Origin of the sequence: Streptomyces sp. R-74717, from assembly GCF_047305335.1 — a bacterium.
In the GTDB taxonomy this organism is placed as follows: domain Bacteria; phylum Actinomycetota; class Actinomycetes; order Streptomycetales; family Streptomycetaceae; genus Streptomyces; species Streptomyces atratus.
Genome location: NZ_CP102361.1, coordinates 3957506 through 3970935, shown reverse-complemented (window position 1 = coordinate 3970935; position 13430 = coordinate 3957506). Strand labels below are relative to the sequence as shown.

Annotated in this window: 9 protein-coding genes; 7 read left to right on the top strand and 2 right to left on the bottom strand. The window is 67.9% G+C overall.

Translation table 11 applies throughout. The features are described 5' to 3' along the window. Window positions 1-31: 31 nt before the first annotated feature. On the top strand, window positions 32-1258 hold the full coding sequence (locus NRF20_RS17865; RefSeq protein WP_413754572.1) for an amidohydrolase: 1227 nt from the start codon (window positions 32-34) through the stop codon (window positions 1256-1258). A gap of 70 nt (window positions 1259-1328) precedes the next feature. On the opposite strand, the gene NRF20_RS17860 is transcribed toward NRF20_RS17865, so the two are convergent. Next, window positions 1329-1667, bottom strand: a complete 339-nt coding sequence (locus NRF20_RS17860) for a hypothetical protein (protein ID WP_413752884.1) — start codon at window positions 1665-1667, stop codon at window positions 1329-1331. Window positions 1668-2931: 1264 nt separating this feature from the next. Between NRF20_RS17860 and NRF20_RS17855 the strand changes: the two genes are divergently transcribed. The 6 genes from NRF20_RS17855 (at window position 2932) to NRF20_RS17830 (ending at window position 9998) form a co-directional block, all read left to right on the top strand. Continuing rightward, window positions 2932-3981 (top strand): BMP family lipoprotein, encoded by a 1050-nt coding sequence (locus tag NRF20_RS17855; protein WP_413752883.1) that lies wholly within the window; start codon window positions 2932-2934, stop codon window positions 3979-3981. A gap of 251 nt (window positions 3982-4232) precedes the next feature. After that, window positions 4233-5816: an ABC transporter ATP-binding protein gene (locus NRF20_RS17850; RefSeq protein ID WP_413754571.1), complete on the top strand. Its 1584-nt coding sequence runs from the start codon at window positions 4233-4235 to the stop codon at window positions 5814-5816. After that, window positions 5813-6931 carry an ABC transporter permease gene (locus tag NRF20_RS17845; protein ID WP_413752882.1) on the top strand — a complete coding sequence of 373 codons (1119 nt, stop codon included), beginning with the start codon at window positions 5813-5815 and terminating at the stop codon, window positions 6929-6931. Before NRF20_RS17850 ends, NRF20_RS17845 begins: the two co-directional genes overlap by 4 nt. Beyond that, a complete protein-coding gene (locus tag NRF20_RS17840; protein ID WP_266358530.1) occupies window positions 6928-8193 on the top strand; it encodes an ABC transporter permease in 1266 nt (421 codons plus the stop codon). The genes NRF20_RS17845 and NRF20_RS17840 overlap by 4 nt, the downstream gene beginning before the upstream one ends. Then, entirely contained in the window at window positions 8190-8588 is a 399-nt protein-coding gene (locus NRF20_RS17835) for a cytidine deaminase (protein WP_114246244.1), read from the top strand. The genes NRF20_RS17840 and NRF20_RS17835 overlap by 4 nt, the downstream gene beginning before the upstream one ends. 132 nt (window positions 8589-8720) lie before the next feature. Then, window positions 8721-9998 carry a thymidine phosphorylase gene (locus NRF20_RS17830; protein ID WP_413752880.1) on the top strand — a complete coding sequence of 426 codons (1278 nt, stop codon included), beginning with the start codon at window positions 8721-8723 and terminating at the stop codon, window positions 9996-9998. Between the two features lie 101 nt (window positions 9999-10099). Here the strand turns inward: NRF20_RS17830 and NRF20_RS17825 are convergent, their stop codons facing one another. Beyond that, window positions 10100-13393 carry a S8 family peptidase gene (locus NRF20_RS17825; protein ID WP_413752878.1) on the bottom strand — a complete coding sequence of 1098 codons (3294 nt, stop codon included), beginning with the start codon at window positions 13391-13393 and terminating at the stop codon, window positions 10100-10102. Window positions 13394-13430 lie beyond the last annotated feature (37 nt).

Below are 13430 nucleotides of genomic sequence, written 5' to 3'. Positions count from 1 at the left end.
GGGCCTTACCCTTCACCAGGTGAACCAGTTGATGTCCCGTGATTCCGATGACCGGCTGCCCGGGGATGAGGCGCTGCCCGGCACTCTGCCCGAGCCCTTGCGTGCCGAACTGATCGCCTTCCGGCGCGACTTGCACATGCACCCCGAGCTCGGCAACCAGGAGTTCCGTACCACCGCGGCCATCAAGGCCCGGCTGGAGAAGGCGGGGCTCGCACCCCGGGTGCTCGACACGGGGACGGGGCTCATCTGTGACGTGGGAAGCCGGAGCGGCGACCCGCGGCCCATGCTGGCTCTGCGCGCGGACATCGACGCTCTGCCCATCCCGGACACCAAGGCGGGCGTCCCGTACCGCTCCACGGTCCCCGACCGGGCGCATGCCTGCGGGCACGACATCCACACCACCTCGGTCCTCGGTGCCGGGCTCGTGCTCGCCGAACTGGACCGGCGGGGGCTGCTCCCGAACCCGGTGCGGCTGATCTTCCAGCCGGCCGAGGAGGTGCTGCCCGGCGGGGCGCCCGACACGATCCTGTCCGGGGCGCTGGAGGGCGTCGGGCGGATCATCGGGGTGCACTGCGACCCGAAGGTGGACGTGGGGCGGATCGGGCTGCGGGTCGGGGCGATCACCTCGGCCTGCGACCGGCTGGAGGTGTCGCTCGACGGGCCGGGCGGCCACACCGCCCGGCCGCACCTGACCACCGACCTGGTCACCGCCGCCGCCAAGGTCGCCACCGAGGTGCCCGCGCTGCTGGCCCGCCGGGTCGACGCGCGCGCCGGGCTCGCCGTCACCTGGGGGCGGCTGGAGGCCGGCCACGCCTGCAATGTGATCCCGCAGCACGCCGAACTGTCCGGCACCGTCCGCTGCCTGGAGCTGGCCGCCTGGCGGGAGGCCCCCGACCTGGTGCACGCCGCGATCGACGAGGTGGCCGGGATGCACGGCGCCAAGACGGTGATCGACTACGTCCGGGGCGTCCCGCCCGTCGTGAACGACGCCGCCGTGATCGATCTGCTCACCTCGGCGATGACCGCGCGCCGCGGATCGCATGCGATCGAGGACACCGAACAGAGCCTGGGCGGCGAGGACTTCTCCTGGTACCTGGAACACGTCCCCGGCGCCATGGCCCGGCTCGGGGTGCGCACGCCCGGCGACACCGCCCGTCTCGACCTGCATCGCGGCGATTTCGACGCCGACGAGGAGGCCATCACGGTCGCCGTGGAGCTGTTCACCGCGGCCGCACAGCTGGACGGCAACTCTGCCTGAGCCGGGATGGGCGGGAAGGCGCCCGTAAGTTCGCGGGCGCCTCCCATTCTTCAACCGCTCTCAACGGGCCTCAGATACGAGTCCTGTTGACGCCTACCTTGAAGATGCCGACGTTGGTGTCGGTCGAGCACTTCGCACTGGACGTCTTCCCATTGCCCTTCCTCGGGCCATAGACGAGCCATTGCTTTCCGTGAGGGTCGATGCAGGTGAGCTTCACCTGGGCACCTTCAAGGGGCCAGGGGAGCATTCCGGTGCACTTTGCATATCCCACGTTGGGAGAGGTTTTTTTGTACCACGTGTCGCAATCGATATCCTGAGTGCCGACTTCAGCTGCCGAGGCGCTGGGTGCGACAATCAAGGATGCCACTGCGATCGCAGCGCCAAATGCTGAGACGAGTGCCTTCTTCAAGGTTGCCCTTCCATGTGTTTCGAAGGCCTGGTGGGCCCGGCTGGTAATGGTTGCGGGCGCTGAGCACTACAGCCCTCGTGATCACCGAGGACGAATGCGGTCCGCTTTCTTTCATTGGGTGACCCAATGAGTGGTTCGCCCTGACAGAGAGGTCGCGGTAGCCAGGGAGAGAAACCTGTCCCGGAATCCCTGGCGGGCGTGCGGCGTCAGCTACGGCACTTCGCCGCGTTGTCGGAACGCCCGAATACATCCAGTATTCGGGCGCCCCTCCGCCTTGCGATGCACCGCATCTGACGCCGCACACTGGTCCACCAGGGATTACGGGACAGCCTTTAGCCGCTGTAGCTGACGCCGACCTTCAATACGCCAACATTCGTGTCGGTTGAGCACTTCCCCTTGGAAGTCTGACCGTTCTTCTTCCATGGGCCGTAGGCGAGCCACTGCTTCCCATGGGGGTCAATACACGTGATCTTCGCTCGGAACTTGTCGAACATTGCAATTTCGGTGCAGCGGGCGTTTCCGTAGTTGGGTGAGCTGTACGTGATCCACGTGTCGCAGTTCCCGACACTGCCGCCGGCGGAGGCGGCTGGTGCGAAACCGAATGACGCGGTCGCGAAAGTGAGAGCGAGGCAGGATGCGGTGAGCGCTCTTTTCACAGTTCCCCTTTGTGAAATGGGGTGCAGCGCGACTGCAGGAATCATCCGGAGTTCCCGTTTGGTCGGTCCGGTCGCGCAGGCAGGATTCTCGGAAACTTGATTTCTTCTGCTCTGCGCATTCAGGATGATTGGCGCTGCGACACCCCGACTTGATCAACTGGTGGTCGATTTATATCAACACTTTGCCGTCCATGGCAAGAAACTTTACCTTCGCACGCTTGTGGCATCTGCGGAATTTAGAATTCCGATTTCCCTGCCCGCTCGGGTTTCGAAACGCTTTGGGTTCGGCGGTTCGCCCGTGATGTCCTCGGTCGGCCGGGAGTGCGCCCCGCGGTGACATGCGGTGGCCAGGCGGACCTTGAGTGCCGTACCCCTGTCCTGGTCGGCTGATCAGTGTCTTCCACGCAACGGGGTACCTTGTCGTCGAGCCGTTCATCGCCTCCGTGTAACTCGATGGCAACCACCTGTAGCCGGGCAGGTCGCCCCTCGTACGCGACGATCCGATAACGGCTTCCGTACAGGGCTTTATCTGACATCTACGCGCGTTACGATCGCCGCGAAACCAGCGCCGGAAGAGGCGCTTCGGTCAGGTTTGAAGGAGCCTTCCCTTGCGCCGGATCACCCGGATCACCACCGTGGGCCTTGCGTCCGCGGCGCTCGCACTCAGCGCCACGGCCTGTGGCGGTAAGACATCGTCGGATGCTGGTTCCGACTCCAAGGAAGCCAAGACGGCCATCGCGTACGACGTCGGTGGACGCGGCGACCAGTCGTTCAACGATGCCGCCTACGCCGGCCTGGCCAAGGCCGAGAAGGAACTCGGCTACAAGGGCACCGAGGCCGAGCCGTCGGACGGCGAGGCGGACGCCGACAAGGTGCAGCGTCTCACCACGCTGGCCCGCGCCGGCAACAACCCGGTGATCGGCGTCGGCTTCGCGTACGCGCCCGCCATCGAGAAGGTCGCGGCGAAGTTCCCGAAGACCACCTTCGGCATCATCGATGACGCCTCGAAGACCGGCAAGAACATCGCCAACATGGTCTTCAATGAAGAGCAGGGCTCGTACCTCGCCGGTGTCGCGGCGGCCAAGGTGACCAAGTCCAAGACGGTCGGCTTCATCGGCGGTGTGGAGACCCCGCTGATCAAGAAGTTCCAGGCGGGCTTCGAGCAGGGCGTGAAGGACACCGACCCGTCTGTGAAGGTCCTGCCGCAGTACCTGACCCAGCCGCCGAACTACGAGGGCTTCTCCAAGCCCGACCTCGGCAAGGCCGCCGCCCAGGGGCAGCTCGACAAGAAGGCCGACGTCATCTACGCGGCGGCCGGTCTGGCCGGCTCCGGGTCCATTGAGGCCACCGCGAAGGCGGGCAAGTGGGCCATCGGCGTGGACTCCGACCAGTACAACCAGAAGGGCCTGGCTGCCTACAAGGGCCAGATCCTGACCTCGGTCACCAAGGACGTCGCGGACTCCGTCTTCGACCTGATCAAGTCGGTCAAGGACGGCAAGCCGCAGTCCGGTGAGGTCCGCTACGGCCTGGACAAGGACGGCGTCGGCCTGGCCGACTCCAACCCGGCCTTCACCAAGATGACCGACGTCATCGCCGCTGTCGACAAGGCGAAGCAGGCCATCATCGACGGCAAGGTCACCGTCAAGACCACCCCGTAACGGCACCTGCGTCACCGCAACTGCCGTACGGCTGGTTCCCCAGAGCCCGGAGCGCACCTCGATGCTGCTCCGGGCTCACGGGGTGTCCGTCCGAGAAGTTCCGCCCGTCACAGCGTCTCTCCAGCACGGGGCCGCCCCGGTCTCCCGCCATGTGCTTGTGCATATGCGCCTCACGATTCGGTAGCACTACGCGTGTAGACAGCCCTCCGGCGCGATAACTTCACCCCGCCCCTGCCCCTCCGCCCCCGCTCCTGTCCGGCCAAGGAGAGTGCGTCATCAACGCGTCCAGCCCCCCCGCCGTAGAACTGCACGGCATCACCAAGCGTTTCCCCGGTGTCGTCGCCAACCGGGACATCGACATCACCATCCGCAAGGGCACGGTTCACGCCCTCGTCGGTGAGAACGGTGCCGGCAAGTCCACACTGATGAAGATCCTCTACGGCATGCAGAAGCCGGACGAGGGCACCATCACGATCGACGGGGCCGAGGTGGCGTTCGGCAGCCCGGCCGATGCCATCGACCGCGGCATCGGCATGGTGCACCAGCACTTCATGCTCGCCGACAACTTCACCGTCCTGGAGAACGTGGTTCTCGGCGGTGAGAAGCTGCACGGCATCGGCTCCGCCGCACGCAAGAAGATCATGGAGATCTCGGACGCGTACGGTCTGGGGGTCCGGCCCGACGCCCTCGTCGAGGACCTCGGTGTCGCCGACCGTCAGCGTGTGGAGATCCTCAAGGTCCTCTACCGGGGCGCGCGCATCCTGATCCTGGACGAACCGACCGCCGTGCTCGTGCCGCAGGAGGTCGACGCGCTCTTCGACAACCTGCGCGAGCTCAAGGCCGAGGGCCTGACGGTCATCTTCATCTCGCACAAGCTGGGCGAGGTCCTGTCGGTCGCCGACGACATCACGGTGATCCGCCGCGGCACGACGGTCGGCACCGCGGACCCGGCCAACACCACCACCAAGCAGCTCGCCGAGCTGATGGTCGGCAGCGAGCTGCCCTCTCCCGAGACCCGTGAGTCCACGGTGACGGACACCCCGATGCTGCGCGTCGAGAACCTCGCGCTCACCGTGACCGATCCGGACGGTGCGGTGCGTGACGTGCTGGCCGGCATCGACCTCACCATCCACAAGGGCGAGGTACTGGGCATCGCCGGTGTGGAGGGCAACGGCCAGACCGAGCTGATCGAGGCCCTGATCGGCATGAGGGACCCCGACGGCGGAGTGATCACCCTCGACGGCGACGACATCTCGCACGTTCCCACGCGCAAGCGACGCGAGAGCGGCATCGGCTACATCCCGGAGGACCGCCACCGGCACGGCGTACTGCTGGAGGCGTCCCTCTGGGAGAACCGGATCCTCGGCCATGTCACGGAACGGCCCAACAGCCGGGGCGGGCTGCTGGACATCAAGGCGGCCCGCGCCGACACCGAGCGGATCGTGCGCGAGTACGACGTCCGCACCCCCGGCATCGAGGTCACCGCGGCCTCCCTCTCCGGCGGCAACCAGCAGAAGCTGATCGTCGGCCGGGAGATGAGCCACAACCCGAAGCTCCTGATCGCCGCGCACCCCACCCGCGGTGTGGACGTCGGCGCGCAGGCGCAGATCTGGGACCAGATCCGCGAGGCGCGCCGCGAGGGCCTCGCTGTTCTGCTCATCTCGGCGGACCTGGACGAGCTGATCGGGCTCTCCGACACCCTGCGCGTCATGTACCGCGGTCGGCTGGTCGCCGACGCCGACCCCGGCACCATCACCCCGGAGGAACTGGGCTCGGCCATGACCGGCGCCGCCACCGGTCATCTCGAGGCAGCACCGGAGGACGAGGACCGATGAAGAAATTCGACAAGGACCGGCTGATCCTGGGCTTCGCCGGCCCCGTTCTCGCCCTGGTCGTCGCCTTCGCGCTCACCACCGTGGTGCTGCTCGCCTCGGGCAAGAACCCCTTCGAGCCGTACCGGTTGATGTTCGACTCGGCGGCGTACGTCGACGTGCAGGTGCTGATCATCAACCAGGCGGGTACGTACTACCTCGCCGCCCTCGCGGTCGCCATCGGTTTCCGGATGAACCTCTTCAACATCGGCGTCGACGGCCAGTACCGGCTCGCCGCGATGATGGCCGCGCTGGTCGGCGCGAGCGTCGACCTTCCGGGACCGCTGCAGATCGCGCTGATCGTGATCGTCGCGATGCTGGTCGGCGCCTTCTGGGCAGGCATCGCCGGCTTCCTCAAGACCACTCGGGGAGTGAGCGAGGTCGTCTCGACGATCATGCTCAACTCCATCGCGACCGCGCTGGTCGCCTGGCTGATCCTGCCGAAGAACTTCGGTGTGCAGCCCGCCGGCTCCAACAACCTGACCACCGGCGACATCCCGGAGTCCGCCTGGTTCCCCGGCCTGTCCATGGGAGCGGAGGCGGGGGAGATCTACGGATTCACCTTCGTCGCGGCGGCCTGCGGTGTCATCTACTGGTTCGTCCTGAACCGCACCCGCTTCGGCTTCGACCTGCGGGCCACGGGCGAGAGCGAGAGCGCCGCCCAGGCGTCCGGAGTGGACGCCAAGAAGATGGTGCTCACCTCGATGCTGATCTCCGGAGCCGTCGCCGGCCTCGCCGGCATGCCGACGCTCCTCGGTGACACGCACACGTACAGCCTCGACTTCCCGACCGGAATCGGCTTCACCGGCATCACCATCGCCCTGCTCGGCCGGAACAACCCGATAGGCATCGCCTTCAGCGCGCTGCTGATCGCTTTCCTGGACAAGACGTCCGCCTCTCTCGACCAGTTCGGGTACGAGAAGGAGATCGCCACGATCATGCAGGGCCTGATCGTGATCTCGGTCGTTGTCAGTTACGAACTCGTCCGCCGTTACGGAACCCGCCGCCAGCAGCAGAAGGTCGGCGAGGAACTCGCCGCCGGTCATGCCCTCACGACCGAGAAGGAGGCCGCACTGTGAGCGCCAGTAAAGTCGCCGCCGCAAGCGTCGCCCCCAAGAAGGGCGGCGGTCGCCGCAAGCTCACCCTGCCCGTCGTACTGCTGATCGTCGCGGGCGGGCTCGCCCTGGTCTCGCTGGTCCGTCTGATCAGCGGCGCCAACGACGTGACCTCCGTGGGTCAGGTCGCCGGTGCCCTCGAACTGGCCGTCCCCATTGGTCTGGCCGGGCTCGGCGGCCTGTGGGCGGAGCGCGCGGGTGTCGTCAACATCGGCCTCGAGGGCATGATGATCCTGGGCACCTGGTTCGGCGCCTGGGCCGGGTTCCAGTGGGGCCCCTGGGTGGGTGTCCTGTTCGGCATCCTCGGCGGCGCCCTCGGCGGCCTGCTGCACGCGATCATCACCGTCACCTTCGGGGTGAACCACATCGTCTCCGGTGTGGCCATCAACATCCTCGCCGCCGGGCTCACCCGCTACCTCTCCAACTTCGCCTTCGACGGTGTCGAGGGAGGCTCCTCCAAACAGTCGCCACGTATCGAGGCGATCGACCGGATCACCATTCCGGGGCTGTCGGACTGGCTGATCGATCTCCAGCAGAGACACTGGTTCCTCGTCTCCGACATCGCCGGAGTCGTCGGTGGCCTGATCACCAACCTGTCCTGGCTGACCGTGGTCGCACTGCTGCTGATCCCCGGCACCTGGTGGGTGCTGTGGCGCACCTCGTTCGGTCTGCGGCTGCGCTCCTGCGGCGAGAGCCCGGTTGCCGCCGAGTCGCTCGGCGTCAACGTGTACAAGTACAAGTACATCGCCGTCGTGGTGTCCGGCGGCATGGCCGGACTCGCCGGTGCCTTCCTCGCGATCGTCTCCACCGGCATCTACCAGGAGAGCCAGACGGGCGGCCGCGGTTACATCGGTCTCGCTGCGATGATCTTCGGCAACTGGATGCCGGGCGGTATGGCGCTGGGCGCGGGCCTCTTCGGCTTCACCGACAGCCTCAAGCTGCGCGGCGGCGCCGAGAACGTGCACGCGATGCTTCTGCTGCTGGCGATTTTGCTGGTGGTCGTGGTGCTCTGGAAGCTGTACCAGAAGAAGTACGTGGCCGCGGTGATCTCGGCAGCCGTCTCCGCGCTGCTCTTCACCTGGTACGCGCTGACGGACCAGGTGCCGAGCCAGTTCGTCGACGCGGCCCCGTACGTCACCACGCTGCTCGTGCTCGCGCTCTCCGCGCAACGGCTGCGCATGCCGAAGGCGGACGGCCTCGTCTACCGGAAGGGTCAGGGCAAGTGACGGCCGCCGCGGAGGTCGACTGGGCGGCGCTGCGGAGCGCCGCGCGGTCCGTCATGACACGTGCGTACGTTCCCTACTCGCACTATCCGGTCGGCGCCGCGGCCCGCGTCGACGACGGCCGTACGGTGTCCGGCTGCAACGTCGAGAACGCCTCGTACGGCATCGGGCTGTGCGCCGAGTGCGGCCTGGTCTCCCAGCTCCACGCCACGGGCGGCGGGCGGCTGACCCACTTCACCTGTGTGGACGGGGCGGGCGAGATCCTGGTGCCGTGCGGCAGGTGCAGGCAGCTGCTGTACGAGTTCGGCGGGCCGGAGCTGATCCTGGAGACGCCGGACGGCTTGCGCACGCTCGACGAGATGCTGCCGCAGGCGTTCGGACCGGACCATCTGAAGTAGAGACCATCTGCAGCAGCACCACCGTGGCCCTCCTGCCCGTCGGGAGGGCCACCCCCATCTCAACCCTCTATGCGCGTAGAGTCATTCAGGACTCTTGCGTACGTACGTACCGGCCGGAAGGACTCCCAGGACATGGACGCCATCTCCGTCATCCGCACCAAGCGCGACCGGGGCGAGCTGACCCCCGAACAGATCGACTGGGTCATCGATGCCTACACCCGCGGCGAGGTGGCCGACGAGCAGATGTCCGCGCTGGCCATGGCGATCCTGCTGAACGGCATGAACCGTACGGAGATCGCCCGCTGGACCGCCGCCATGATCGCTTCCGGCGAGCGGATGAACTTCGACGCGCTCTCCCGCCCCACCACCGACAAGCACTCCACCGGCGGCGTCGGCGACAAGATCACCCTGCCGCTCGCCCCGCTGGTCGCCGCCTGCGGCGCCGCCGTGCCTCAGCTCAGCGGCCGCGGACTCGGCCACACCGGCGGCACGCTCGACAAGCTGGAGTCCATCCCCGGCTGGCGCGCCCACCTCTCGAACGCCGAGATGCTGAACGTCCTGGACACCACCGGCGCCGTGATCTGCGCCGCCGGTGACGGGCTCGCCCCCGCCGACAAGAAGCTGTACGCGCTCCGCGATGTCACCGGCACCGTCGAGGCCATCCCGCTGATCGCCAGCTCGATCATGTCCAAGAAGATCGCCGAGGGCACCGGCGCACTCGTCCTGGACGTCAAGGTCGGCTCGGGCGCCTTCATGAAGACCATCGAGGACGCCCGCGAACTGGCCTCCACCATGGTCGCGCTGGGCACCGACAGCGGAGTCCGGACGGTCGCGCTGCTCACCGACATGGCCACCCCGCTCGGCCTGACCGCGGGCAACGCCCTGGAGGTGCGCGAGTCGGTCGAGGTGCTGGCCGGCGGCGGCCCGAAGGACGTCATCGACCTCACCCTGTCCCTCGCCCGCGAGATGCTGGACGCGGCCGGGCTCAAGGACGCCGACCCGGAGAAGGCCCTCGCCGACGGCTCCGCGATGGACGTCTGGCGCCGGATGATCTCCGCCCAGGGCGGCGACCCGGACGCCACGCTTCCGGTCGCCCGCGAGCAGCACGTCGTGACGGCCCCGTCCACCGGCGTACTGACCCGCCTGGACGCGTACGACATCGGCGTCGCCGCCTGGCGCCTCGGCGCGGGCCGGGCCCGCAAGGAGGACCCGGTGCAGGCGGGCGCGGGCATCGAACTGCACGCCAAGCCCGGTGACACGGTCACGGCCGGACAGCCGCTGCTGACGCTGCACACCGACACCCCCGAGAAGTTCGACTACGCGCTGAAGGCCCTGCCCTCCTCGTACGACATCGCCCCGGAGGGCACGGAGTTCACACCGACGCCGGTCGTGCGCGAGCGCATCGCGTAACTGCGTAGCCGCGCGCCGCACGGAACGCGAACGGCCCGCCGGGGCGGAGGAATCCGTCCCGGCGGGCCGTTCTCATGCGGTCGGTGCGCCTATCGGCTCGCTTACTTGCCGAAGTAAGCGTGGTAGATCGACACCGACGACTTGTTGCCCTGCTTGTCCGTGACATCGGCCCGGTAGGAGATGGACTTGCCCTTGGCCGGGTTCTTCACGGAGAGCTTGCCCGACTTGACCGTGGTCTTCTTCCAGGTCTTGCCGGCGTCGTAACTGACGTACACCGCCAGCGACTTGAGGTTCTTACCGGCGGCCGCACCCTGTACCGTCACCGGCACGGAAGCGGTCCTTCCGGCCGTCACCCTGCCGTCCAGCGTCACATTGGGCGTGAAGCGGACCGTGGAGACCGGCAGCAGAGTCGGGCGGGCGGTCTTCTTGGACCGGAAGGTCCAGCTCGCGTCGATCCGGGTGGAGACGGCCGAGACCTTGGAGCTGCGCTGCGCCGAGGTCGTCAGCCTGTAGTCGGCGGCAGCGGACGGCACGGCGATGGGGGTGCCACCCTCCAGCGGGTCCGCGTTCTGGGCGAGCTTCTTGCCGTTGCGGTACAGCACGGTCTTGACCGAGCTGTACGTGGACCAGCCGATGTTGCCGCTGCCGTCGGCCGCCAGTGGCAGCTCCCAGGTGATTTCGTTGCCGTCGCGGAAGATCCCGTAGCCGGAGCCGACCGCGGGGCCGAACACCGCGGTGTTGACCTTCTTCGTGTAGGTCTTGCCCGCCTTGAGGGTCTGCGGGTCACCGAGGGAGTACCGCGCGTCGGTCGCCGGGTAGCCGTCCTCGTCGAGTTCGCCGTCCTGGTTGAAGTCGAAGGTCCACTTCGCCTTGTCGGCGGTGGAGACATAGGCGGTGGCGGTACCGGGGAGTTTCTGCTCGGTCCAGGACGCCCAACTGCCGAGCAATCCGGGAAGCGAGCCCCCTGCCGAGAGCTCGCCGGTCTTGCCCTTGACGGAAGAGCCGAGACCGATGCTCACCTTGGCCAGCTGGCTGGAGGTGAACTTGCGGCTGTAGCCGGTCGCAGCCTGGGTCACCGGACCGCCGAGCGCGATGTCGTACCGGGTCGAGGCTCCCTTGCTCCAGGTGCCGGACCAGTACTGGGAGAGCGAGCCGTCGGTCACCTTCGGGCCGACCTGCGCGGTATGGAAGTTCTGGTAGGTGCCCAGAAGCCAGCCGTAGGTGTAGGAGTTGTTCTTGCTCCCGAACTGGAGGTCGGACGTGGCCAGTTGGGGTTTCGTGCCGGTGGCGGGCAGGGTGAAGTTCACCGGCTTCGCCTTGCGCGCGTCGAACGTCACGGTGACGTTCTTCGTGATGTTCAGGTTCGGCTGGGACAGCCAGTCGGTGCCCTTGGTGTAGTCCTCCGGGTCGATGTAGACGCCCGAGTTGAGCGTGTAACCGCCCCTGGGAACGCGCACCTTCGCCGTTCCGCCGTCGCCCGTCGGGTTCCGCCACACGTCGCGCGCCTGGCCGGACAGTCCGTAGAGGGAGGAGTCGTAGAACTTGGCGGGCTTGCCGTCACGTCCGATGGTCTTGACCGTGAGGTCGTACGACTCGATCTCGCGCTCGACCGCGGCCGCGGTGCGGACGGTCTGGCCGCCGCCGGTCCCGACGACGTACGCGGAGTAGGAGCCGTCGGCCGTGCCGCCGAGCTTGGTGTTCACGGTCAGCGGTACGTCGGCGGTGCCGCCCGCGGGGACGGTCACCTTGTCGGCGCCGAGGGTGAAGAAGCCGGCCGGGGCGGGCTTGCCCTTCGGACCGGTGGCCGTGACCGCGAGGTCGAGGGTGACGTCCGTCGTACCGAGGTTGCGGTACGTCAGCTTCTTGCTGACCGGGGTGTCATCGGTGTGCGGCCACTGCTGCACACCGAAGCTCACCGAGACCGGGTCGGCGACGACGGTCTGCGCGATCGCCTTGTCGACGGCGATCCGGCCCGAGCCCTGCTCGAACGGTGTGTACGCACCCGGCTTCGTCGAGGCCGTGAGCGCGCCCTTGAGCTCGGCGTACTTCCACTCCGGGTGCTGCTGCTTGAGGAGCGCCGCGGCGCCCGCGACGTGCGGGGTCGCCATCGACGTACCGGAGATCGTCAGATAGCCCGGCGGGTTCTGCCCGACCTCCTGGTCGATGGCGGAGCCGGGCGCGGCCGCCGCCGTGATGTCCACGCCGGGGGCGGTGACATCGGGCTTGATCGCGCCGTCGCCGACGCGCGGGCCCCGGCTGGAGAAGTCGGCCAGCTTGTCGTTGTCGTCGACCGCGCCGACGGTCAGTGCGGCGTCCGCGCTGCCCGGCGAGCCGACCGTGCCGGCGCCGTCGCCCTCATTGCCCGCCGCGATGGCGAACAGAACGCCCTTGTCGGCCGACAGCTTGTTCACCGCCGCTTCGAGCGGATCGATCTCGGGGGTGTCGCCGCCGCCGAGGCTCAGGTTGATGACGTCGGCGCCCTGCGCGACCGCCCATTCCATGCCGGCCAGGATGCCGGAGTCGTCGCCGAAGCCGTCGTCGTCGAGCACCTTGCCCTCGAGCAGCTTGGCGTCCGGGGCGACGCCCTTGAACTTCCCGCCCGACTTGGCGCCCGTACCGGCCGCGATCGAGGACACATGCGTGCCGTGCCCGACGCGGTCCTTGGTGTCGGGCGACGAGGTGAAGTTCTTCGTGTCGAGGATCTGGCCCTGGAGATCGGGGTGGGTGGTGTCCACACCGGTGTCCAGGACGGCGATCTTGACGCCCTTTCCGGTGTAACCGGCCTTCCAGGCGGCCGGTGTGCCGATCTGCGGCACGCTCTTGTCGAGGCTCGCCTTGCGCACGCCGTCCAGCCAGACCCGGTCGATGCCGGCGGCCGTGGTGCGCTGGGCGCCGTGCGAGGGCTTGCTGGTGAGTGCCTGCCAGACGTCCTGGGCGTCGTGCTCCGGTGTGGTCACCGACTCGGCGTTCAGCGACTTCAGGGTCCGGTCGACCCGGGTGGCACCCGCGTCACGGACCTCCGCCTTCGCGGCCGCCGCCTGGGCACCCCGGTAGGCGACGATCAGCTTCAGACCCGCCTTCTGGGCCCTGCGGTTCTCCGCACGGTTCAGCTCGGTGACGTCGAACAGCCGGCGGTCCAGCTTTCCGGAGCTGATCAGCCGGTGTGCGTCGGCCGGGACGAGCAGGGTGTGCCCGTCGCGTATCTGCCGTTGCACGGGTATGTGTTCGCGCCCCTTGGCGGGACGGAAGTTCAGGACCCGGCCCTTGGCGTCGACCGTGACGCGGTCGCCGGTGATGAGCGTCAGCCGGTGCTGGGACAGGGACTTGGCGCCTGTCGGCCGGGCGGTGCCGGGCTGTGCCACGGCCGGGGTGGTCATCCCGGCTGCGAGCGCCACGGCGGCCGCCGTGGCAATGGTCGAAACACACGCGTTT